Source organism: Pseudomonas berkeleyensis (assembly GCF_014109765.1).
Taxonomy (GTDB): Bacteria; Pseudomonadota; Gammaproteobacteria; order Pseudomonadales; family Pseudomonadaceae; genus Aquipseudomonas; species Aquipseudomonas berkeleyensis.
Window position 1 is genome coordinate 2,472,151 of the sequence record NZ_CP059139.1, and the last position, 23,419, is coordinate 2,495,569.

At 64.6% G+C, this 23,419-nt stretch carries 21 protein-coding genes; 9 read left to right on the top strand and 12 right to left on the bottom strand.

Going from position 1 to position 23,419, the window contains the following annotated elements; genetic code table 11:
- Window positions 1–360 precede the first annotated feature (360 nt).
- From HS968_RS11490 to HS968_RS11530, 9 genes are all read left to right on the top strand, one after another.
- On the top strand, window positions 361–1,425 hold the full coding sequence (locus HS968_RS11490; RefSeq protein ID WP_182371613.1) for an LLM class flavin-dependent oxidoreductase: 1,065 nt from the start codon (window positions 361–363) through the stop codon (window positions 1,423–1,425).
- A gap of 17 nt (window positions 1,426–1,442) precedes the next feature.
- Entirely contained in the window at window positions 1,443–2,387 is a 945-nt protein-coding gene (locus HS968_RS11495) for an ABC transporter substrate-binding protein (protein ID WP_182371341.1), read from the top strand.
- Window positions 2,388–2,403: 16 nt separating this feature from the next.
- A complete protein-coding gene (locus HS968_RS11500) occupies window positions 2,404–3,486 on the top strand; it encodes an LLM class flavin-dependent oxidoreductase (protein ID WP_182371342.1) in 1,083 nt (360 codons plus the stop codon).
- Window positions 3,483–4,658 (top strand): acyl-CoA dehydrogenase family protein, encoded by a 1,176-nt coding sequence (locus HS968_RS11505; protein ID WP_182371343.1) that lies wholly within the window; start codon window positions 3,483–3,485, stop codon window positions 4,656–4,658. Before HS968_RS11500 ends, HS968_RS11505 begins: the two co-directional genes overlap by 4 nt.
- Before the next feature lie 533 nt (window positions 4,659–5,191).
- The gene (locus HS968_RS11510) at window positions 5,192–5,686 is read left to right on the top strand and encodes a tripartite tricarboxylate transporter TctB family protein (RefSeq protein WP_182371344.1); all 495 of its coding nucleotides are present in this window, start codon (window positions 5,192–5,194) and stop codon (window positions 5,684–5,686) included.
- Between the two features lie 9 nt (window positions 5,687–5,695).
- Window positions 5,696–7,201: a tripartite tricarboxylate transporter permease gene (locus tag HS968_RS11515; RefSeq protein ID WP_119691012.1), complete on the top strand. Its 1,506-nt coding sequence runs from the start codon at window positions 5,696–5,698 to the stop codon at window positions 7,199–7,201.
- Between the two features lie 224 nt (window positions 7,202–7,425).
- Window positions 7,426–8,400, top strand: a complete 975-nt coding sequence (locus tag HS968_RS11520) for a Bug family tripartite tricarboxylate transporter substrate binding protein (protein WP_182371345.1) — start codon at window positions 7,426–7,428, stop codon at window positions 8,398–8,400.
- A gap of 16 nt (window positions 8,401–8,416) precedes the next feature.
- A complete protein-coding gene (locus tag HS968_RS11525) occupies window positions 8,417–9,403 on the top strand; it encodes a Bug family tripartite tricarboxylate transporter substrate binding protein (RefSeq protein WP_182371346.1) in 987 nt (328 codons plus the stop codon).
- Window positions 9,404–9,763: 360 nt separating this feature from the next.
- Window positions 9,764–10,930, top strand: coding sequence for a GGDEF domain-containing protein (locus tag HS968_RS11530; protein ID WP_182371347.1), 1,167 nt, complete (start codon window positions 9,764–9,766; stop codon window positions 10,928–10,930).
- 149 nt (window positions 10,931–11,079) lie between these two features.
- Here HS968_RS11530 and HS968_RS11535 read toward each other — a convergent pair whose 3' ends face one another.
- The 12 genes from HS968_RS11535 to arsH form a co-directional block, all read right to left on the bottom strand.
- Complete coding sequence (locus HS968_RS11535) at window positions 11,080–12,459, bottom strand: LLM class flavin-dependent oxidoreductase (RefSeq protein WP_182371348.1); 1,380 nt, start codon at window positions 12,457–12,459, stop codon at window positions 11,080–11,082.
- Window positions 12,460–12,639: 180 nt separating this feature from the next.
- Entirely contained in the window at window positions 12,640–13,482 is an 843-nt protein-coding gene (locus HS968_RS11540) for an amino acid ABC transporter permease (protein ID WP_182371349.1), read from the bottom strand.
- On the bottom strand, window positions 13,479–14,300 hold the full coding sequence (locus HS968_RS11545; RefSeq protein ID WP_182371350.1) for a transporter substrate-binding domain-containing protein: 822 nt from the start codon (window positions 14,298–14,300) through the stop codon (window positions 13,479–13,481). The genes HS968_RS11540 and HS968_RS11545 overlap by 4 nt, the downstream gene beginning before the upstream one ends.
- 36 nt (window positions 14,301–14,336) lie before the next feature.
- Entirely contained in the window at window positions 14,337–14,990 is a 654-nt protein-coding gene (locus HS968_RS11550; protein WP_182371351.1) for a methionine ABC transporter permease, read from the bottom strand.
- Window positions 14,974–16,071 (bottom strand): methionine ABC transporter ATP-binding protein, encoded by a 1,098-nt coding sequence (locus HS968_RS11555; RefSeq protein WP_182371352.1) that lies wholly within the window; start codon window positions 16,069–16,071, stop codon window positions 14,974–14,976. Before HS968_RS11555 ends, HS968_RS11550 begins: the two co-directional genes overlap by 17 nt.
- 1 nt (window position 16,072) lies before the next feature.
- On the bottom strand, window positions 16,073–16,867 hold the full coding sequence (locus HS968_RS11560; protein WP_182371353.1) for a MetQ/NlpA family ABC transporter substrate-binding protein: 795 nt from the start codon (window positions 16,865–16,867) through the stop codon (window positions 16,073–16,075).
- A 20-nt stretch (window positions 16,868–16,887) separates the two neighbouring features.
- Window positions 16,888–18,306: an LLM class flavin-dependent oxidoreductase gene (locus HS968_RS11565; RefSeq protein WP_182371354.1), complete on the bottom strand. Its 1,419-nt coding sequence runs from the start codon at window positions 18,304–18,306 to the stop codon at window positions 16,888–16,890.
- Window positions 18,306–19,505, bottom strand: coding sequence for an SfnB family sulfur acquisition oxidoreductase (locus HS968_RS11570; protein WP_182371355.1), 1,200 nt, complete (start codon window positions 19,503–19,505; stop codon window positions 18,306–18,308). Before HS968_RS11570 ends, HS968_RS11565 begins: the two co-directional genes overlap by 1 nt.
- Window positions 19,506–19,508: 3 nt before the next feature.
- On the bottom strand, window positions 19,509–20,747 hold the full coding sequence (locus tag HS968_RS11575; RefSeq protein ID WP_182371356.1) for an SfnB family sulfur acquisition oxidoreductase: 1,239 nt from the start codon (window positions 20,745–20,747) through the stop codon (window positions 19,509–19,511).
- Window positions 20,748–20,992: 245 nt separating this feature from the next.
- On the bottom strand, window positions 20,993–21,709 hold the full coding sequence (locus HS968_RS11580) for a PA1136 family autoinducer-binding transcriptional regulator (protein WP_238338938.1): 717 nt from the start codon (window positions 21,707–21,709) through the stop codon (window positions 20,993–20,995).
- Entirely contained in the window at window positions 21,709–22,587 is an 879-nt protein-coding gene (gene hchA, locus HS968_RS11585; protein ID WP_182371358.1) for a glyoxalase III HchA, read from the bottom strand. Before hchA ends, HS968_RS11580 begins: the two co-directional genes overlap by 1 nt.
- A gap of 116 nt (window positions 22,588–22,703) precedes the next feature.
- Complete coding sequence (gene arsH / locus HS968_RS11590) at window positions 22,704–23,405, bottom strand: arsenical resistance protein ArsH (RefSeq protein WP_106742025.1); 702 nt, start codon at window positions 23,403–23,405, stop codon at window positions 22,704–22,706.
- Window positions 23,406–23,419 lie beyond the last annotated feature (14 nt).

Here is a 23,419-nt window from a genome sequence, read left to right on the forward strand (position 1 = left end):
GCTGGCGTTCTTCGCCTATGCATAGGCCCGGTGTTGCGGCATGCCCCAGCGGGAGGCCGTAGCCCGGATGAAATCCGGGGATTGCCGCCACGGGGCTCCCGGATTGCATCCGGGCTACGGCGGTACGCGGCCTACGCAACACCTGCTCTATCAATATGCGTAACGCGCAAAATGAAAAATCATTAAGTGCGCAATTTGCATATTACGTTATGACTAAAATGAATTTCCCTCCTGCGAAACTTGTCGATAGCTTATAAGCATCCGTTAGGCAATAACGTCTGCTTATAAGCAAAACGCGTTCTTGTGCTGGCGATTGGCATAACCACACAGGAGCGCGACATGAGCGTGGAAATCATCGGCATGATCACCGCCACCCCCAGTGCCGAGGTGGATCAGCCGTTGGGCGAGGCGGTGGATGCGGACTTCGTGCGCCGCTTCGCCCAGGCTCACGAGCAGGCCGGTTTCGACCGCGCACTGGTCGGCTATTTCTCCAATGGTGCCGAAGGCGCCGTGGTCAGCTCGTTCATCGCCGCCGCCACCGAGCGCCTTGGCATTCTGCTGGCCTACCGTCCGGGCGTGATCGCGCCGCCGCTGGCCGCTCGCCAGTTGGCGACACTGGATCAGTTCAGCAATGGCCGCCTGGCGCTCAACGTCATCAGTGGCGGCAGCGATGCCGACCAGCAGCGCGATGGCGACTGGCTCGACCACGACCAGCGCTACGCCCGCACCGATGAATACCTGAATGCCCTCAAGGCGATCTGGACGGCCAATGCGCCGGTCGATCACGACGGCACCTACTACCGCTTCAAGGGCGCGCTGCCGAACGTGCGCACCCAGCAGAAGCCGCATATCCCGATCTACTTCAGTGGCTCCTCGCCAGCGGCCATCGACGTTGCCGCACGCCACGCAGACACCTACATGCTGTGGGGCGAGCCGGTCGCTGATTTCGCCGAGCACGTGCAGCGCGTACGTGCCGCTGCCCAGGCGCAGGGGCGCAGCCCGCGGGTGTCGGTGTCGTTCCGGCCGATCGTGGCGGACACCGAGGAGGCGGCCTGGAAACGCGCCGCCGAGATCCTCGAGCGTATCCGTGACAACCGCACGCGCCTTGGCCTGCCGATCAATGACCACGCACCGGCCAATGCCGGTTCGCAGCGCCTGCTGGCCGCTGCCCAGCGCGGCGAAGTGCTGGACGAGCGCCTGTGGACGGGCGTCGCCCGCCTGACCGGCGCGCAGTGGAACTCCACTGCCCTGGTCGGCACGTCCGAGCAGGTGGCGCAGTCCCTCGGCCGCTACTGGCAGCACGGCGCTTCTACCTTCCTGATTCGCGGCTTCGACCCCCTGGACGACGCCGAACGCTATGGCCGGGGTTTGATCCCGGCAATCCGTGAACACATCGCCACCCTGCAACAGCGCCGGGCCGGCTGACCTTTGGAGACTGCCTCATGAACCTGACTCGACTTTTCCGCCGTAGCCTCGCGGCCCTCGCCATCGCTGCACCGCTGGCCCAGGCGGCCGACCCGACGGTGCTGCGCATCGGTGATCAGAACTACTACAACGTGCGCGCTTCGGTGGAGGCCTCCGGCGTACTCGAAGGCGCGCCGTACACCGTCGACTGGAAGCACTTCCAGTCGGCTGCGCCGGTGGCCGAAGCGCTGGAGGCCGGTGCGGTCGACCTGGGCTTTCTCGGCGACTCGGGCTTCATCTTCCTCGCTGCCAAGGGCGCGCCGGTCAAGCTGATCGGCGTGTCGCGGCAGAACCCGGACACCATCGCGCTGCTGGTGCCCAAGGACTCCACCGCCAAGTCCATCGAAGATCTCAAGGGCAAGAAGGTCGCTTACTGGCCTGGCGCCTGGAGCCAGCAACTGACCCTTCGTGCGCTGGAAAAGGCCGGCCTGCCGCATGACTACGTCGAGTTCGTCAAACTGATGCCCATCGACGCCGCCGCCGCCTTCCCGCGTGGCAGCATCGACGCCTTCCCGGTGTGGGAACCCTATATCTCCCAGCAAACGCTGTTCTCCGGCGCCAAGCCGCTGCTCACCGCCCGCGACCTGATGCCCGGCCTGTCGAGCATTGCCGCCAACGCCGACTCCATCGAGCCCAAGCGCGCTGCCATCGCCGACTTCCTCGGTCGCTTGCAGAAAGCCCGCGCCTGGGTCGAGGCGAACAAGGAAACCTACGCCGACCTGTGGGCGAAGAAGGCCAACCTCGACCAGTCCGTATCACGCAACTGGATCGGCCACGCCAACATGACCGTCGGCCCGGTGGATGAGAGCGCCGCCCGCGACTATCAGGAAACTGCCGACTTCCTTGTGGAAACCGGCGCGCTGGCGAAGAAGCTCGACACCAGCAGCATCGTCGACACCTCGTTCAGCAAGTCCTTCGAGTAAGGGCAGGGAGCCTCAAATGAGCATTCAATTCATCGGCATGATCGGCCATCGGCTGTCTTCGGAAGTCATCGCTCCGCAAGGCCCGGTATTCGACAAGAACTTCATCGTGCGCAGCGCCCAGGTTCACGAGGAAGCCGGCTTCGACCGTCTTCTGGTCGGGCACTGGTCGGATCAGCCGGATGGCTTCCTGGTCACCGCGTTGGCCGGGCTGTCCACCTCGCGCATCAACTTCCTGCTGGCGCATCGTCCCGGCTTCGTTGCGCCGACTCTGGCCGCGCGCAAGCTGGCCAGCCTCGACCACCTGCTCGACGGCCGCCTGGCTCTGCACGTGATCAGTGGCGGCAGTGACACCGAGCAGCGCAAGGACGGCGACTGGCTCGACCATGACCAGCGCTATTCGCGCACCGATGAATTCCTGCGGGTGATCAAGCAGGTGTGGAACAGCGCCGAGCCGTTCGACCACGAGGGCGAGCATTACCGTGCGGAAAAGGCCTTCTCCGCGATCAAGCCGCAGCAGTCGAAGCTGCCGATCTATTTCGGCGGATCGTCGCCAGCTGCGGTGAAGGTTGCCGGCGAGCATGCCGATGTCTATGCACTGTGGGGTGAGTCGCTGGAGCAGACCCGCGAGACCATCGAGAAGGTGCGCGCCGAGGCTGCTCGTCATGGCCGCGAGGTGAAGTTCAGCGTGTCGTTCCGGCCCATCGTCGCGGCGACCGAAGAGGCCGCCTGGGCCAAGGCCGACGACATCCTGCAACGCGCCCGCGAGCGTCTGGAGCGTTCCGGCGCGGTGCTGCCGAACAAGCCCGAGAGCGTTGGTGCCCAGCGCCTGCGTGAAACCGTGGCCAAGGGCGACCGTGTGGACAAGCGCCTGTGGACCAGCATCGCCAAGGTGGTCGGTGGCGCGCACAACTCCACGGCGCTGGTCGGCACGCCGGAGCAGGTGGCCGACGCCTTCCTCGATTACTACGACCTGGGCGTCACCACCTTCCTGATTCGTGGCTTCGATCCGGTAGAGGATGCCATCGAATACGGCCGCGAACTGCTGCCGCTGACCCGTGCCAAAGTGGCCGAGCGGCAGAAGCAGGCGGCAGTGGCATGAGCCTGCACCACCTGGCCGAGCATCCACGCCAACCGTTGCTCGACGATACTTTTCTGCAGCGCTTGAGCCGCGAAATGGGCGAGGGGGCCGAACAACTCGACCGCGACAGCGCCTTTCCCCATGGCAATCTGGCGCGGCTGCGTCAGTACGGGCTGCTCGGCCTGGCCTGCGACGTGCGTGCCGGTGGCGGCGGGGCCGATCTGGCGCAACTGCGCCGGGTGGTCGGCGCCGTGGCCAAGGGCGAGCCATCCACCGCGCTGGTGCTGTGCATGCAGTACCTGTATCACCGGCGTCTGGCGGACAACCCCAACTGGCCCGAGGCGCTCAAGCGCCGGGTGATTCGCGAGGCGGTGGAAGAGGGCGCGCTGATCAACAGCCTGCGTGTCGAGCCCGAGCTGGGTTCACCGGCCCGTGGCGGCCTGCCGCAAACGGTTGCCAGGCGCCAGGCCGATGGCTGGATTCTCGATGGCCACAAGCTCTACACCACCGGCATTCCGGGTCTGACCTGGCTGGCTGTGTGGGCGCGTAGCGACGATCCGGTGCCGTTGGTGGGTACCTGGCTGGTGCATCGCGATACGCCTGGCATCCGCATCGTCGAGAGCTGGGATCACCTGGGCATGCGCGCGACGGGCAGCCATGAAGTGATCTTCGAGAACGTGCAGCTGCCGCTGGAACATGCGGTGGACGTCTACCCGGCGGATCAGCCGCCTGCGCTCAACGCGCCGGCTCTGGCTGATTTCAACCGCGGTATGGCCACGCTGCTTGGCGCCATCTACGACGGCGCTGCTCGTGCTGCACGGGACTGGCTGGTGCAGTGGTTGGCCGAACGTACACCGGCCAGCCTCGGTGCGCCGCTATCGAGCCTGCCGCGGGTACAGGAAGTGGTCGGCCAGATCGAAGGGCTGCTGCTGGCCAACCGACTGCAACTGGACGCTCTGAGCCGTCAGGCGCTGAGCAGCCAGGAGGCGGGCCTGATCAAGGTAGCGGTGACCGAGAACGCGGTGAGCGTGGTGGAGAAGGCGCTGGAACTCACCGGTAACCACGGTCTGTCGCTGCATCATCCGCTGCAGCGGCACTACCGCAACGTGTTGTGCGGTCGTGTGCATACGCCGCAGCGTGACAGTGCCCTGGTGCTGGCGGGCAAGACGGCTTTTGGATTGGTGAAAGGCTGATGGGCGATTCATTCCATCTGTAGGAGCGGCTTCAGCCGCGAAATTCGCGGATAAATCCGTTCCTACAGGGTTAGCGCAGATCGTAGGGTGCGCTGTGCGCACCGAGGGTGGCAGCGGGACGAGTTTTACCCTCTGCCCAACCCCTCTCCCGCAAGCGGGAGATGGGCGTTGATGACGTAGCCCGGATGCAATCCGGGGATATTGCACCAGAGGTATTCCCGGATTTCATCCGGGCTACAGGGCTGAGCGAGCAGTGGATTTTCAGGACATCCGTGGGAGGGGCTTTAGCCGCGACAGCAAAGCTCGCCGCTGAAGCGCCTCCCACAGGGAGTTCGATCGTTACCGTAGGAGCGGCTTCAGCCGCGAAATTCGCGGATAAATCCGCTCCTACAGGGTTGGAGCAATGCCCCGAGCTGCTGGTAACTCGTCATCGACCAACCGCCCCACCGCAACAAATTCTCTGCGACCGTACCAACGGAGCGGGTTTCACGAATGTGACAACCGGCTCCGCAATCGGGGCCTCGGAGACGCCGATGTCATCTGCTACAACCTCCACGGCCGTCCGTACCGGCCTGCAAATCCGCGACCCGCGCGATGCCATTGCCGGCGCGCTGTTCATTGCTTTCGGCCTGGGCGGCGGGGCGATTGCCCTGAGCTATCCGCTGGGCAGCGCCATGCGCATGGGCGCGGGCTATTTCCCTTTGCTGGTGTGCGTTGCGCTGACGCTGCTCGGTGCCGTGATCGTATTGCGCAGCCTGTCCTGGCGCCTGGTCGAGCGTGATGCGCTGGAGTCGCTGTTCGTGTTGCGCCCGGCGCTGTTCATCGCCGCCGGTGTGTTGGCCTTCGCCTTGTTGGTGCCGGTGCTGGGCTTGCTGCTGGCGACCCTGGCGATGACCCTGCTTAGCGGCTACGCGAGGCCGCAGGTACGTCTCGGCGAGCAGGTTGCGCTGGGCCTGGCGCTCGCCGGTTTCGGTGGGCTGGTATTCGCCTGGGGCCTGGGTTTGCAACTGCCCGTGCTGCCGGTCTGAGGAGGCTCGATGGATCTCTTGGCCAACCTCGCCATCGGCATCGACGCCGCGCTGACCTGGCAGAACCTGCTGTACTGCCTGATCGGCGTCACCCTCGGCACCCTGGTCGGCGTACTACCGGGGCTGGGGCCGGTGGCGACCATCGCCATGCTGCTTCCGATCACCTACGGGCTGCCGCCAGCAGCGGCGTTGATCATGCTCGCGGGCATCTACTACGGCGCCCAGTACGGCGGTTCGACCACGGCGATCCTGGTCAACCTACCCGGCGAATCGTCTTCGGTGGTCACCTGTCTGGATGGCCACGCCATGGCACGCCAGGGCAGGGCGGGCGCAGCGCTGGGGATTGCCGCCATCGGCTCCTTCGTCGCTGGCAGCCTGGCCATCCTGCTGGTGGCGGCGGCGTCTGCGCCACTGTCGGCATTCGCCCTGCGTTTCGGCCCGGCGGAATACTTCTCGCTGATGTTGCTCGGCCTGGTGGCTGCGGTGGTGCTGGCCCAGGGCGATTTGATCAAGGCGCTGGCCATGACCCTGCTCGGTCTATTGCTGGGGCTGGTCGGGGTGGATGTGAACTCCGGCGCGGAGCGCTTCACCTTCGGCCTGCCGCAACTGGCTGACGGTATCGACTTCGTGGTCATCTCCATGGGCATTTTCGGCATCGGCGAGATCATCGCCAATCTGGAGCGCGACGAGTCGCGCACGCCATTGCTCAAGCGTATCGGACGTATCCTGCCCAACCGCGACGACTACCGCCGCGCCTGGAAACCGGTGCTGCGTGGCGCCGGCCTCGGCTCGGTGCTCGGCATCCTGCCAGGTGGCGGGGCGATGCTCAGCGCGTTTGCCTCCTACATGGTGGAAAAACGCCTGGCCAAGGAGCCCGAGCGCTTCGGCAAGGGCGCCATCGAGGGCGTCGCCGGCCCCGAGTCGGCCAACAACGCCGGCGCGCAGACCTCGTTCATTCCGCTGCTGGTGATGGGCCTGCCGTCCAATGCGGTGATGGCGCTGATGGTCGGCGCCATGATGATCCACGGCATCGTGCCCGGTCCGCAGGTGATCACCGAGCGCCCCGAGTTGTTCTGGGGGCTGATCGTCAGCATGTGGGTGGGCAACGTCCTGCTGCTGGTGCTCAACCTGCCTTTGGTGGGCATCTGGGTGAAGCTGCTGTCGGTGCCATACCGCCTGCTGTATCCGGCGATCCTGCTGTTCTGTTGCATCGGCGTCTACAGCGTCAACAACAGCCTGTTCGACGTGCTGCTCACCGTGGCCTTCGGCCTGCTCGGTTACCTGCTGATCAAGCTGCGCTGCGAGCCGGCGCCACTGCTGCTGGGTTTCATCCTTGGGCCGATGATGGAGGAGAACCTGCGCCGCGCCATGTTGTTGTCACGTGGCGACCCCAGTGTGTTCTTCACCCGTCCGCTGAGCCTGACCCTGCTGCTGCTCGCCGTCGGGCTGATCCTGATCATGTGCCTGCCGCGTCTGCGGGCTACGCGCCAGGTGGCCTTCAGCGAAGAAAACTGAGCGATTTCTTTCATCCCCGGACATACGTGCAACACGGCGCCGCCAACGGTTCTGCTCACGCCAGTCAGGGTTTTACAAGGCTATGCCTCCAGTCGATTGCAGCCTGAGCTGTAGGAGCGGACTTGTCCGCGAATTTCGCGGCTGAAGCCGCTCCTACAGAGGCACGTCAGCAAACCGGACATAGCCGTTCTCTGCCCTCGTGAACCACTAAGGAAACCAACAAGATGTCTGCAAAACCCTTTATCAAGCGCCTGCTGGCGCTGGCCACGCTGTCCGCGTCCCTGGCCGTCAGTGCCGCTGACTGGCCCAGCCAGGCCGTGAAGATCGTCGTGCCGTACCCGCCGGGCGGCGCCGCCGATACCGTGGCGCGCATCTACGCCGACGCGCTCACCCAGTCGCTGGGCCAGACCGTGCTGGTGGACAACAAACCTGGCGCCGGCACGGCCATCGCCGCCGAGTTCGTCGCCGCCAGTAAGCCCGATGGCTATACCCTGTCGCTGGTGCCCACCGGCCAGTTGACCGTGCTGCCGCATATCGTCGACAACCTCAAGTTCGACCCGCAGACCGCCTTTGCTCCGGTCTCGCTGCTGGCCTACACCGGCCTGGTGGTTGCCGCCAATGACAAGGTGCCGGTGAAGACCCTGCCGGAGCTGGTTGCCCTGGCCAAGAGCAAGCCGGGCGAGCTGTCCTACTCCTCCAGCGGCAGCGGCACCATCGTCCACCTGGTCGGCGAATACCTGCGCCTGACCACCGGCACCGACCTGCTGCACGTGCCGTTCAAGGGCAGTGCTCCAGCAGTGAGCGCGGTGCTAGGCGGCAACGTTGACCTGGCGGTGGACACCCTGACCATCCTCGCGCCGCAGATTCAGGCCGGCAAACTCAAGGGCCTGGCCATCGCCTCACGCGAACGCTCGCCGCTGTTGCCTGAAGTGCCTACCGTCGCCGAACTGGGTTACCCCGGTTTCGAAGTCACTTCCTGGTTCGGTCTCAGCGCGCCAGCCGCCACCCCGGCTGCGGTGATCGAACGGCTCAACGACGAGATCGCCAAGGCCGCCGCCTCCAAGGCCGTGCAGGAAAAACTGGCGGCTCAGGGCCTGACTGCCTGGCCGTCGACCCCACAGGTCTTCGCCGAGCAGATCGCCAGTGACTCGGCCAAGTACGCCGAGGTGGTCAAGCAATCCCATATCACCTTCGACTGAGCGCAAGGAGCTGCCCATGTCCCGTTTCACGCTACGTAAACTCGGTGCCGGCCTACTGCTCGCTGGCCTGGCCCTATCGCCGGTGCTGGCCCAGGCCGAAGCCGCCTGGCCGAGCAAACCGCTGACCCTGATCATTCCGTTCCCGCCCGGTGGCGGTGCCGACACCATCGGTCGCTACTATGCCGACCAGCTGTCCAGCGCCCTCGGCCAGCCGGTGGTGGTGGACAATAAACCGGGCGCCGGTACCGCCATCGCCGCCGAGGCTGCGGCCAAGGCCAAGCCGGATGGCTACACCCTGTCGCTGGCCACCGCCGGGCAACTGACCATCCTGCCGAACCTGGCCGATAACCTGCGCTTCGATCCGGAAACATCCTTCGCCCCGGTCTCGGTGGTGGCGTCGATTCCCAACGTCATCGCCGTCAACGGCAATCTGGATGTGACCGACCTGCAAGGTCTGATCGCCGCTGCCAAAGCCAAGCCGGGGGCGATCAGCTATTCCTCCTGCGGCAACGGCACGCTATGCCACCTGTCCGGTGAGTTGTTCAAGAGCCTGGCCGGTATCGACCTGCTGCACGTGCCCTACAAGGGCAGCGCGCCGGCCGTGACCGCCTTGCTTGGGGGGGAAGTGGATGTGGCGGTAGACACCCTGACCATCCTCGCGCCGCAGATCCAGGGCGGCAAAGTTCGCGGCCTGGCCCTGACCAGCGCCCAGCGCTCGCCGCTGCTGCCGGATGTTCCGACCGCCGCCGAAGCAGGCCTGCCGGGGCTGGAAACCTCCGGCTGGTTCGGCATCGTCCTACCGGCCAAGACGCCGCCGGCCATCGTCGAGCGTCTGAACCAGGAGATCGGCACCATCGCCAAATCCGAGCAGACCGCCGAGCGCTTCGGCCAGAACGGCATCACCGTGGAATACACCACCCCCGAAGAGTTCGCCCGCATCATCCGTGAAGACCGGGTGCGCTGGGGCAAGGTGGCCAAGGAGTCGGGGGCGCAGATCGAGTGAACAGGTAAGTTGCCACGGTAGGCACAGCACAAAAGCAAACCCGCCCGGACAGCACCGCGCGGGTTTCTTTTTGCCTAGGCCGATTCATCTTTATCTGCCGAACGCGGCCAGTCCATTGTGGGTGCGGACTTGTCCGCGAATGCTCTGGAACCAGCAAAAAACTGCAGCCAATCGAAAACCAGCCACCATCGCCCCATATCCCCAGTTCATTGTTTCCTCAGTTTTCTGTGACTAGGGTCTGCAGTATTAAATTGCCATGCCGATACACGAGGAGCGCCGAAGGGATTCGGTACTGCGGGCGTCTCCATCAATCGTTCTTGCAAGACTGCTATTGCTGTCCCTCCCACTTACGCGAATCCCATGACCACCACCGTTATTCTCGGCATGCTCTGCGTGCATCTATTGTGTTTTTGCGTGATGTTCCTGCTGATCAGCACCCGGCTGAACGACAAGAAAATGGGCATGGAAGTCTTCGCCCTGGGCAACCTGCTGCTCGGGCTCGCTTATATCCTGCAACTGCTCAACGACGCGATGGAGTGGGGGATCATAAGTGTCGCCAGCCATACACTGACACTCTGTGCTCCCGTTGCTTATGTTCTCGGAGCCATGCGTTTTTTTGACCGACCAACCACCGTTTTGCAGCCACTGCTCGTACTTGCCACGAGCTACACGGTGCTGCAGATATTGGTGCAGTCGTTGTTTGGAAACGAGGCCCGTCATGCGTTACTGGCAGCCATTTGTGCGCTTCTTTTTCTGAGCATGACCGTGGTGGCGCTGCATGGCAGCCGCAGCTACGCCAGGGATCTGAGCGTGGAAATGATGGTGTTCGCCGTGCTGATCGTTGGCATCTGCATACTCAACGCCGCGAAATTCGCCCTGATCCTCGATGACGGCCTGGCTGCCATCGACATGAGCAGCGGCTTCCAGAAGATCTTCTACATCTACATGTCGTTCCTGGCGACCGTGCTGCCGCCTTGCGCGGTATGGTTGGTGCTGCGCCGCCTTACTGATGAACTGCGCAGCCTGGCGGCCCATGACCCGCTGACCCGCCTGCTGAACCGGCGCGGGTTGATGGATGCCCTGGAGGCGCACTTCCGCTCGCGCACGGCCGGGCCGGCCTACCTGCTGATCGTGGATATCGACCACTTCAAGAGCATCAACGACACCCATGGCCATAACGTCGGCGACCTCGTCCTGATGCGTGTTGCCGACGTCCTCAAGGCCACCGCCCGACAGGGCGATCTGATCTGCCGGTTGGGCGGTGAAGAGTTCGTGATCATCGCCCTGGATACGGACAGGGCCGGTGTGCTGCAACTGGCGGAGCGTACGCGGGCGGCGATTGAACACTGCGAAGTGTCCGGCATTGGCGTGAAGCAGCCGATTCGCTGCACGGCGACCATTGGCGTTGCGGATGAATTCACCAGCGCGCAGGTGTTCGATGAGTGCCTGCAGCAGGCGGATGTCGCGTTGTACCGGGGCAAGGCGCAGGGGCGCAATCGGGTTGAGTGGGGTTGCGTGCAGGGTTAGCACTCGGTTTTTAGCGTGCCGCGATTGCGTTGAGCTCCACTCTCGAGCAACACGCCAAGCAATCAATCATCGTGCGGTGCCACCTGTCGTTGGATCATCGTTGAAACCCGCTCGGCGCAAGCTGGGCGGGTTTTTCTTCGTTCGGGCAATCAGTTCTGAGTGAACCTGAAGCGAGCACCGTAAGCATTGCCTGGCAGATGATCGGCTCTGTCACCCCGCAGCCGTGAGCGCAAGGTGCCGCTTTGCGCTGCGGTTCGGTAGAGCCCACGTTTCTGCAACTCGGGTACCACCAGTTCGGCGAAGTCGCTCAGCGTGCCGGGGCTGATCAGCGGGTTGAGCATGTAGCCGGTGGTGCCGGAAACCCGCGCGTGTTCCTCGATCTTCTCGGCAACCTGGGCCGGTGTGCCGACCAGAATCAGGTCGCTGCCGCGGGTGACCCTGGCGAAGCGCTGACGCACATCGCCAGCGGTCAGCGGCTTGCCGCTACCATCGGGACGCATCACGTAGGAGGTCATGCCTTCGGTATGGGTGGTCAGCGGCTCGTTGTCGGCGTAGCGGTCGATATCGATGCCGGTGTCGCCGGCGTAGCTGACCAGTTGCGCCTGCAGGTGATAGTTGCTCTGCAACTGATCGTATTTGCGCTGCGCCTCGATGGCCGTGGGCGCGGTGACGATCCGCAATACGGTAAGCGACTTCACGTCATCGGCGGCGCGGCCGTTGGCCACCGCCTGGCGGGCGATGTCATCGAGGCCGGCGCGGATCTCCAGCGGGTCTGACTTGGCGGTGAAGATCAGCTCGGCATGCTTGGCGGCGAACTGCCGGCCGCGGCCCGACCAGCCAGCCTGGATCAGCAGTGGGCTGCGTTGTGGCGAGGGCGCCGTCAGGTGCGGCCCGGCGACCCGGTAGTGAGCACCTTCGTGGTTGATCGGGCGTACCCGCTCGCCACGGGCGTAAAGCTGCCTGGCCTTGTCAGCGACCACGGCATCATCGGCCCAACTGCCTTCCCAGAGCTTGTAGACCACGTCCATGAACTCTTCGGCGCGCTCGTAACGGTCATCGTGGCGGATCATCCGATCCAGCCCGAAGTTGCGCGCGGCGCTGGTCAGGTAGGAGGTGACGATGTTCCAGCCGATGCGCCCGCCGCTCAGGTGATCCAGTGTGCTGAAGCGCCGTGCGTGGCTGAACGGGTGTTCGTAGGTGGTGCTGACCGTCGCACCGAAGGCGAGGTGTTCGGTCAGCGTGGCCAAGGCCGGGATGTGCAGCAGTGGGTCATTGGCGGGCGCCTCCACGGCCCATTTCAGCGCGGCGTCGTGATTACCGCCATGCACGTCATAGAGGCCCAGCACATCGGCGAAGAAGAACAGGTCGAGGTTGGCCTGTTCGGCGATGCGTGCCTGGTTCGACCAGAATTTCAGGGTGTTGATGCCCAGGCGTTCGTCGGCCGGATGCGTCCACAGGCTGGGCGCGCCGCCACAGCCGACGCTGGCTTGTTCGTAGAGGCCGAAGAGCAGGGGAGTTGGATCGGACATGAAAACTCTCTATTGATCAATTATGGTGCGGGCCGGCAACGCCGTGCTGCCGGCTGCGGAGGTCGCGGCTGCTCTGGTGCTCCGGGTAGGGTGCGCTGTGCGCACCGGAAATACCGCGGTGCTGGCCTGGTGCGCACGGCGCGCCCTACGTCTGCGCGGCACTCGGTGGCTGGTACAAAACTAGCGCCGCTCCTGGAAGCCCTTGCCGTAGTGCCGCTCCAGCCGGGCCTGGATCAGTTCCAGGCCAATCGACAGCAGCCAGTAGATGACGGCGGCGGTGGTCAGCAGCTCGATGTAGCGGTACGACGAACGCCCGTAGGACTGGGCCAGGAACATGATTTCCCAGACCCCCATCACCGAGACCAGCGAGGAGTCCTTGAGCATGGAGATGAACTGGTTGGTAGTGGGCGGCAGGATGGTGCGCATGGCCTGGGGTAGTACGATGCGCCAGAAGATCACGCTGCGCCGCATGCCCAGTGCCAACGCGGCCTCGCGTTGGCCGCGGGCGACACCGAGGATGCCGGCGCGGAAGATCTCGCTCAGGTAGGCGCCGTAGTTCAGTGACAGGGCCAGGATGCCTGCCGTGATCGCCCCGGGTACCAGGCCTATTTGCGGCAGACCGAGGTAGATCAGCAGGATCTGGATCAACAGCGGTGTGCCACGGAAGAACGAGGCATAGAAGGTCGCGATACCGAAAGCCACGGCGCTGGATGACAGGCGTGCCAGCGCGGCGAGAAAGCCCAGCAGTACTGACACGACGATCGAGCAGACGCTGAGAAACAGGGTCAATGCGGCGCCCTGGAGGAAACCGTTGGGCCCCAGCTTGATGCCCACCAGGTTTGGCCACTTGTCGACGATCACCGAGAACTTCAGATCGAAGGTCAGGAAGAACGCGACGCACAGGGCCAGCAACACGGCCCAGGTCAGGTACAGGCGTACGCGAAAACCGAAGAAACGTGGCAGAGCGGACAGGATGCCCGCCGCGAGGCGCGGCGGGCGGGGTGGTTGAGGGAAGGCGGTCATTGGCTGATATCGGCACCGATCCATTTTTGCGAGATCTTCGCCAGGGTGCCGTCCTGTTTGAGTGCTGCGAATATCTCGACCAACTTGGCGTCCCATTCCGCATCACCTTTCTCGGTGGCCACGGCATTGGGTTCGGCATACAACACCTCGCCGGTCACCTTGAAGCGGGGATCGGCAGCGATGCGCTCCTTGGCGGTCACCAGGTTGGTGACCATGGCGTCCAGGCGCACGCCAGCACCGAGGGCGAGATCCTGGAAGGCAACGGTCTCGTTGTCGTAGGGCGCGATCTGCACCTGGTCGAAGGGGTAGTCGATCTTCTGGTCTTCGGCACCTTCGATCACCAGATCCTTGCGCAGGTAGCTCTCGTAGGTGGATGCAGTGATCACGCCGACCTTCTTGCCGTTCAGATCCTTGCCGCTGTGGATGCGCTCATCCTTGGCGTTGACCACGATGACAGCGGGCGAGGCGTAGTAGTTGAGCGGAAAATTGAAGACCTCGGCGCGTGCCTGGCTCGGCGTCATGGAGCAGATGCACACGTCATAGCGACCGCCCCAACGGCCGGCAGCGATCACGTCCCAGGACGGCGTTTCCAGACGCAGCTTCACGCCCAGGCGCTCGGCTACGGCCTTGGCGATGTCCACGTCGAAACCATCGAGCTGGTTCTGCTCGTTGAGAAAGGAGAAGGGCGGGTAGTTTTCCATCAGTACGCCCACCACTTCGCCGCGCTGCTGCACACGGTCGAGAATGGGGCCGGCGAGGGCGCTGGAGCAGGTGGTGATCAAGGCAATGCTCAGAGTGAGCAGACTACGTTTTTTCATTGCATCTCCGATGCGTATTGTGGATTGGGTGAAAGATCAGGTGCGGTGGTTGAGGCGCTTGGCCAGGCGGTCGCCGCTGAACTGGATCAGGCTGACCAGCACCACCAGGGCGACGATCACGGTGAGCATCACCTGGCTGTCGAAACGCTGGTAACCGTAGCGGTAGGCCAGGTCGCCGAGACCGCCCGCACCGATGGCGCCGGCCATGGCCGAGGAATTGATCATGGTCACCAGGGTGATGGTGAAACCGCCGACGATGCCCGGCAGGGCCTCGGGCAGCAGCACGTGCCAGACGATGTGCCAGCGCCGGCAGCCCATGGCCTGGGCGGCTTCGATCAGGCCGTGGTCGACCTCGCGCAGGCTGACCTCGGCAATGCGTGCGAAGAACGGCGTGGCGGCGATGGTCAGCGGCACCACCGCCGCCCAGACACCGTAGGTGGTGCCGACGATCAGGCGGGTGAAGGGAATCAGCGCCACCATCAGGATCAGAAAAGGGATCGAGCGGAACAGGTTGACGATGGCGCCCAGCACCTGGTTCAGCCGTGGCGCCTCGAAGATGCCGCCCTTGCTGCTGGTGACCAGAAACACCGCCAGCGGGATACCGGCCAGCAGTGCCAGCAACGATGACACGCCGACCATCAGCATGGTGTCGAGCAAACCTTGCCAGAGGCGATCAAGCAGCAGCGACATAACCCAGTACCTCCAGGTGATCGGCCAGTGGCCGTGCGTTGTCGAGCAGGGTGGGGTGAGCGAACGGCGATTGGCCGACGGCGAGGATCAGGTGGCCTACCGCATGGCCCTGGATCTGCTCGAGGCTGGCGTCGAGCAGTTTCACCCGGCCGCCGAGTGCCGCGCCGATGGCGGGCAGGTCAGGCTCCAGGCCGCTACCAGTGAAGTGCAGGCGCAGTATCAGCTCGTCGTCAGCCTGTTCATGTTCGCTGCGCAGACGCGCTTGCAGGCGTGCCGGCAGGGCATGCTGCAGCGGCGCGAGCAGGGTGCGCGTCACGTCGTGGCGTGGTGCGCCGAAGACGCGCCACACCGGCCCTTGCTCGACCACTTCGCCTTGTTCCAGCACTACCACGCGGTCGCAGATTTCGCGGATCACCGTCATTTCGTGGGTGATCAGCACCACGGTCAGGTTCAGGCGCTGGTTGATCTCACGCAGCAGGCCGAGGATCGACTGGGTGGTTTCCGGGTCGAGCGCGCTGGTGGCTTCGTCACAGAGCAATATCTGCGGGTCATGCACCAGGGCGCGGGCGATTCCCACGCGTTGTTTCTGCCCGCCGGAAAGCTGCGCCGGATAGGCCGCGTGCTTGTCCTGCAGGCCGACCAGTTCGAGCAGTTCGCGCACCTTGCGCTGGCGTGCTTCGCGCGGTACACCGGCGACCTTCAGTGGCAGCTCGACGTTCTGCCACACGGTCTTGGCCGACATCAGGTTGAAGTGCTGGAAAATCATGCCGATGCGCCGACGCAGGGCGACCAGCTGATCTTCGTCATACTGCGCGATGTCGATACCGTCGATCAGCACGCGGCCGCTGCTGGGCTGCTCCAGGCGGTTGATGGTGCGCAGCAGCGAGGACTTGCCCGCGCCGCTGCGGCCGATGATGCCGAACACTTCGCCACGCGAGATCGCCAGGTCGATATCGCGCAGCGCCTGCACCGGGCCATTGGCACCGTCGTAGGCCTTGCCCAGATTGTCGAAGCGCAGGTGCGTGTCGACGGCCTGGCTGGCCTGTGCGGCTTGCTGCAGATGTGGGTCGAAACCGCTCATGTCAGCTTTCCCAGCCTGGCTGGTAGAGCTTGCCGTGGGCCTTGTCCAGCGCCGCGCGCACGGCCGGCGAGTGCTGGTAGATGTCGATGAACTTGAGCAGGCGGGCGTCCTGGGCCTTGGCCGGCTGGGCGACGAACTGGATGATGTATTCAGGGTTGTCCAGGCCGTCGAACAGCAGCGCCGACTCCGGGTCATGGGTGCCGGCCAGGCGGATGTAGTGTGGGTAGCCCTGGGCCACGTCCACTTCATCCAGGGCACGCACCAGTTGCACGGCTTCCAGCTCGATGATGCGGATGTTCTTCGGGTTGGCGGTGATGTCGTCCAGGGTGGCCTTGTAGCCGACGTCCGGCTTGAGCTCGATCAGCCCGGCCTTGCGCAGCAGTTGCAGGCCACGCCCGCCATTGATCGGGTCGTTGGCGATGGCCACCTTGGCGCCGTCCGGCAGGGTGGAGAAGTCCTTGTGCTTCTTCGAGTACAGGCCGACGTTGTTGAGCACGCCGCGCGCCACTGGCACCAGGTCGTAGCCACCTTCGGACTTGGCGTTTTCCAGGAAGGGAATGTGCTGGAAGTAGTTCACGTCGATGTCGCCATTGGCCAGGCTGACGTTGGGCGCGATCCAGTCGGTGAACTCGATCAGTTCGACTTCCAGCCCTTGTTTCTTTGCCTCGGCCACGGCCACTTCCAGCGGTGGCGCGAAAGCGGCGGTGGTGCCGAGTTTCAGGGCCGGCTCGGCCTGGGCCAGGGTGCTGGCGGCGAGCAGGGTGCCGAGGGTCAGGGTTTTCAGGGTCTTGAGCATGATGGCCTCCTTGTAGGGGTTCAGAGCAGGCTCAGCGCGTTGCTGCTGAGGCCTCGCAGTTCGTGGGTGATGCTGTGCTGGTGCTCCAGGCGGGCGGGGTCGCGCCAGGCGGCACCGGGATGCTCGGACGGCAGACGCGGGCCCTGGCCGAACAGCTTGTGGCGCAGGGCGCCGTCTGCGTAGGCGGTCTTGTAGCGGCCACGGCGTTGCAGCTCGGGAATCACCAGGTCGATGAAGTCGGCGTAACTTTCCGGGGTGACGATGCGTGTCAGGTTGAAGCCGTCCAGGCCGGTGGCGTCGATCCAGGCGATCAGTTGTTCGGCCACTTGCTCCGGCGAGCCGACCACCAGCGGGTAGCGGCCGCCGAGGGCGTGCTGCTGCAGCAGGCGGCGTTTGGTCCAGCCACTGAAGGTCTTGACCACCGACTCGATGGCGTTGGTCTTGCGTGCGTGGATCGGCTCATCCAGGTCGAAGGCGGCCAGGTCGATACCGGTGGAACTGGAAAAATGCGCGATGCCGGCCTCCGGGCTGGCGTAGCGCAGGTACTCGGCGTGCTTGTCGCGGGCCTCGGCTTCGGTCGGCGCGACGATCACGGCGATGCCCATGAACACCTTGATGCCCTCGGCCGCGCGTCCGGCCGCCACGGCGCTGGCGCGCACTTTGTCGACCTGGGCGCGTACTGCCGCATGCTCGTTGCCGCCGATGAACACGCACTCGGCATGCTCGCCAGCGAAGCGCAGGCCGCGTGTAGATGAGCCGGCCTGGAACAACAACGGCGTGCGCTGCGGCGACGGCTGGCTGAGGTGATAGCCCTCGACCTGATAGAACTCGCCCTGGTGATGCACCTTGTGCACCTTGCCGGGCTGGGCGTAGACGCGTCGCTCGCGGTCAGCCAGCACGGCATCGTCCTGCCAACTGCCTTCGAGCAGCTTGTAGAGCACTTCCAGGTACTCGTCGGCCTGGTCGTAACGACGGTCGTGCTCGACCTGCTGTGGCTGGCCCATGGCCTTGGCCGCGCTGTCCAGATAGCCGGTGACGATGTTCCAGCCGATGCGCCCTTGAGTGAGATGGTCGAGGGTCGATAGGCGTCGGGCGAATGGGTAGGGCGCCTCGTAGCTGAGGTTGGCGGTCACGCCGAACCCCAGGTGCCGGGTCACGCCGGCCATGGCCGAGACCAGCAGCAGCGGGTCGTTGACCGGCAGCTGGATGGCCTCCTGCAACGGCAGGTCGATTCCGTTCTGGTAGACGTCGTAGACACCAAGGATATCGGCGATGAACAGGCCGTCGAACAGCCCGCGTTCGAGCAACTGGGCCAGTTCCGTCCAGTAGCTCAACTGGTTGAAGTTCGTCGAGCGGTCGCGCGGGTGCGTCCACAGGCCGTGATGGATATGCCCGATGCAGTTCATGTTGAAGGCGTTGAGGAGGATTTCCCTGGCCATCAGATCGTCCCCCGGCGCGGTGGTAGTCGCTCGTTGAGCACGTAATCGCCGATGGCGTGATACTTCCAGCGCACCGGGTCGTGCAGGGTGTGGGTGCGCGCGTTGCGCCAGTGACGGTCGAGGCCGAATTCGGCCAGGGTGGCGCGGCTGCCGGACAGCTCCAGCAGCTTGCTGGAAACCAGCAGCGAGACTTCGGTGCTGATGGCGCGCGCTTCGGCCACGGCGATCGAGGCCGCGGCGACGCTGTGTTCATCTGGCGCAGCCTGGGCGCGGTCGACGAATTCGCCTGCACGCTCCAGCAGCGCTTCGCTGGCGTGCAGGCGAATCACCAGACGGCCGATTTCCTGCTGGGTCAGTGGATCGTCGCTGGCCTTGTCGATGCCGGCGTCGATCCATGGGCGCGACTTGTGACGGACGAACTGCAGCAGGTCTTCGTAGGCCGCACGGGCGATGCCCGTGTCGATGGCCGCATGCAACAACTGGGCGAAAGGGCCGACGGTGGTCGGACGGTCGAAGGCGCTCTGAAACGGCACCACGTCGTCGGCGTCCACCGGCACGTTGTCGAGTACCACCGAACCACTGCCGGTGGTGCGCTGGCCGAAGCCGCTCCAGTCATCGATCACTTGCAGGCCGGCCGCCTGACGCGGGATGAAGGCCAGTTGGCCGCGGCCCTCATCGTCCACCGCGAGGGTAGGAATACGCTGCGCATAGAGCGCACCGGTGGCGTAGAACTTGCGCCCGTTGACGCGATAGTGCTCGCCATCGCGGCTCAGCCGCGTGTTGCGATCCAGCGCCGTCTTGGTGCCGAGTTCGGCCAGGGCATTGCCGTAGCGCTTGCCGGCCAGCACTTCGCCGTAGAGGCGATGTTGCTGTGCTTCGCTGCCGTTGATGCGTAGCACTTCCAGGGCATAGAAGTGGTTTTGCGGAATCTGCCCGAGCGAGGCATCGGCCTGGGCTATACGGGCGATGACCTTGGCCAGGGTGATGCTGGAGACACCCGCGCCACCAAAGGCCTTGGGCACGCTGATGGCCCACAGGCCGGAGTGGCTGAACAGTTCCAGCTCGCTGTGTGGCAGGCGCCGTTCGCGGTCGCGTTCGGCGCTGCCAGGGCTCAGTACCTGGGCCAGGGCTTCGGCCACGCCGAGGGCTTCGGCGTCGCTGCGAATCAGCGCCACCGTATTGGTCAGCGGTGCGTTCATGGCTCAGATCCAGGAATGGCGGGCAGGGTGACGTTGGTTCAGGTGCCAGGCGCCGACGGCGTGGTACTTCCAGCGCACTGGGTCGTGCAGGGTGTGGGTGCGCGCGTTGCGCCAGTGGCGGTCGAGGCCGAACTCGGCCAGGGTGGCGCGGCTGCCGGCCAGTTCCAGCAGCTTCTCGCTGGCAGTCAGCGAGATCTCGGTGGTGAGCGCCTTGGCTTCGGCCACCGCGATGGAGGCACGGGCGGCGGCGTCGGCATCGATGGGGGCGGCGGCGACTTCGTCGAGCACGCGCCCGGCCTTGTGCAGCAGCGCTTCGGCGGCGTGCAGTTCGATCTGCAGGCGGCCAACATCGGCGATCACATAGAGGTCGTCACCGGCACGCTCGACCTTTGCATCGAGCCACGGCCGTGCCTTGTCGCGGACGAAGGCGACGGCATCACGCAGGGCGCCATCGGCGATGCCGAGGTCGATCGCGGCCTGGATCAGTTGCGAGAAGGCGCCCTGGATGCTCGGTTTGTCGGCCAGCGGCCAGAGTGGAATCAGGTTGTTCTCGTCGACCTCCACCTCGTTGAGCAGTACGGTGCCGCTGGCGGTGGTGCGCTGACCGAAGCCGGACCAGTCGTTGACGATGCGCAATCCGGCGCGCCCGCGCTGGATGAAGGCCAGCCACGGCCGGCCCTGTTCGTCCAGCGCCTTGCTGGCGATCCAGTGGGCGAAGAGGGCGCCAGTGGAGTAGAACTTCTCGCCGCTGAATAACCAGCGGCCGTCGCGTTTCACCAGGCGCGCCTGGATGTCCAGGGTGTGCTTGCTGCCCCGTTCGGGGCCGCCGTTGCCGATACGCCAGCCGGCCAGCACGCTGGCGAACAGGCGCCCTTGTTGCTCGGGGCTGGCGCCGGCCTGCAACAGGCCGAGGAGGCCGAACTGGTTCTGCGGAATCTGCCCCAGGGCCGGGTCGACCGCGGAGATGATGCGAAACACCTCGGCGATGGTCACGTAGGATAGCTGCGGGCCACCGAAGGCGCGCGGCACGGCGATACTGCCAAGGCCGCTGGCGGTGAACCGTTCCACCAGCTCCCAGGGCAGGCGGCGTTCGCGGTCGCGCAGGATGACTTCTGTCTGCGCCGCTTCTGCCAGGGCATGTGCGGCCTGCAGGGCTTCGGCGTCAGTGCTGAGAACGGCGGCGGGGTGTAGCGCTGGGGCGACGTCCTGGTCGCTGTCCTCAAGGGTAATCGGACTGGTCATGCAAACCTCATCTTGTGGATGTGCCGCAACGGCACCGGGATGAGGGCGCAACGGAGCGGTGGAAATATCGAGGCTCCGGTGGTCCGGTCTTTATACCCTATGGGATTTAAAGAATTGAGTTAAATACGATTTTTGAATATCGATGTGCCGGGAAGTTGGGTGGCAAATGGTCGCTGGCAGGAGGGCTGCGTGCCGCTTGGAGAAAGGTGTTGTTGCGCACACGGCGCTGGCAGCGCCCGCTGCGCTCAGCCAGCGATCTCGCCATTGCGAATGGCGGTGCGGATGGCCTGCGCTGTTGTCGTCACACCAAGGCGACGGCGCGCCGAGCGCAGATGGTTTTCCACGGTGCGCTCCGACAGGCCGAGTGTCGTCGCGATATCCGCCTGACGCCGGCCAGCAGCTGTCCAGGCCAGCACTTCGCGCTCGCGCGGCGTGAGCTTGCCGAGACTGTCGTCCATGGGCGCCTCGAGCAATCTGCGAGCGCAGAAGAACGCCGCGTTGGCGAGCAAACCGAGCCCCAGGCGTACCCGTGGCGAACCGTCAACCTGCATGCCGCCGAGACTCATGGCGCCTTCCAGCCCACGTGGGCCGAACACCGGAACCTGCAAACCCTGGACGCCGACACCTTTGGGCGTGCGAACCACGCGATAGCGTTCGCCGTCCTGCTCCTGCACCTTGATCCAGAAGAAGGCATCGCGCGCATCGAGCAGGTGGCGCGTGACAGGGCAGCGCCGCATGTAGGTTTCGGCATCGACGGGTTGCCCGTCACCGAACCAGTTGCCTTCCACCCAATGGATGCGCTCGATGATTTCTTCGCTCGCCGCCGAGGCGGAAAACAGCACGAAGCGATCATAGCCATGGGGATTGGCGAAACCCCGCACGGCCGCTTTGATCGCTTCCAGGCTTTGCGCCGCCTCGATGTCGAGCACGGCGCGCATGGCTGCCTCGGCTGGCGAGTCCATCACTTCGTCGCGACCGCTTGCAGCAATGCTGCCGCAGCGAGCTTGCCCAGGTTGTTGCCGGCCAGCGGGCTGTCGCCGGTCAGCAGTTTGCGATCCTGGTGCGTCGCACCGGAGATGTCCTGGTTGACGATCTCTACGCCCAGTGCCTGCAGGCGTTCGCCGAACTTCCAGGTCAGGTGGCCCGGCATGTAGCCGATGTCGGGCGTCTTGGCGTCGAGGGCATCGGGAAATGCGCAGATGCGGTAGCCGTTGAAGGGGTAGTTACCTGCCGACTCACCCACGCCGGCCGCCAGAAGTGCCGCTGGGCCGTGGCACAGGGAAATGATGAATTTGTCGTTGGCGACCGCCCACTGCAGCACTTCTTTCACCTCCGTGCTTTCGGGCAGCCCGATCAGGGCACCGTGACCGCCGGGGATGAATACGCCGATGTAGTCGGAGTCCTCGCCCAGTGCTTTTGCTATGACGTCGGCCAGCTTGAGTGGGCGTTTGAAGCGGTCGCGGTATTTGCCATACAGGCCCTGTACCTCGCTGTCTTCGGATGGCATGGCCCAGAATTCGAATTTCACCGGGTTGCCGGAGAGGGTGGCGACATCGAAGGTGAAACCGGCCTTGTCGAGGTGATACATGGGCAGCAGGGTTTCCACCGGGTGGTTGCCAGTGGAGAACATCGTGCCGTTGTCGGTCAGCAAATAACGCTCGTCGGCGCCGATCAGCAGGATCTTCCAGCGTCCGCCCTGGTATGGGCTGGGATAGTCGGCGCCGCTGAGATCGGATTTCGCCGAGGTGAACTGGCTGAGCGAGTAGGGCGAGGGGAAGAAGGCGTTGTCTTCTGCCGGATCGGGAGTGGGGCGCTTGTCGTCGGTCTGCGAGATGGTCATGGGGTTCTCCTTCGAATCAGACGTTTGGTGACGTCCAGGCTAGTAGTGCGGCCTGTGTCCAGCAATGAGGGATTTCCCTCAAGGCTATCGACCGTTCCCCCCAGCAGTGCCAGCGATCAGATCGAGCGCTGATTGACCCGAGCTGAAAGTTGCTCCGCGCTTTCCTTGCGCTCGGAGTAGCGATCCACGAGCATGTCCTGGTGTCCACGCAGCAGGACGGTGAATTTCAACAGTTCTTCCATGACGTCGACCAGCCGGTCGTAGTAAGGCGAAGGTTTCATGCGGCCGGCCTCGTCGAACTCCATGAAGGCCTTGGGCACCGAGGACTGGTTGGGTATGGTGAACATGCGCATCCAGCGACCGAGCACGCGCAGCTGGTTGACCACGTTGAACGATTGCGAGCCACCGCACACCTGCATCACCGCCAGCGTCTTGCCCTGGGTGGGACGCACCGCACCAAGTGCCAGCGGGATCCAGTCGATTTGCGCCTTGAACACCGCCGACATGGCGCCGTGGCGTTCCGGCGAGCACCAGACCTGGCCTTCCGACCACTGCACCAGCTCACGCAGTTCCTGCACCTTGGGATGCTCTACGGGGGCGTCGTCCGGCAATGGCAGGCCCGATGGATCGAAGATGCGTGTCTGCGCACCGAAGTGTTCGAGCAGGCGCGCCGCTTCTTCGACCAGCAGGCGGCTGAACGAGCGTTCGCGGGTCGACCCGTGGAGCAGCAGGATGCGCGGCGCGTCACCACCGGGCACCAGCGCAGCTGGGCTGGCGTCGAACAGGGACAGATCGAGGTTGGGGAGCGTGTCGGTCATGGTGTTTCCTGCTT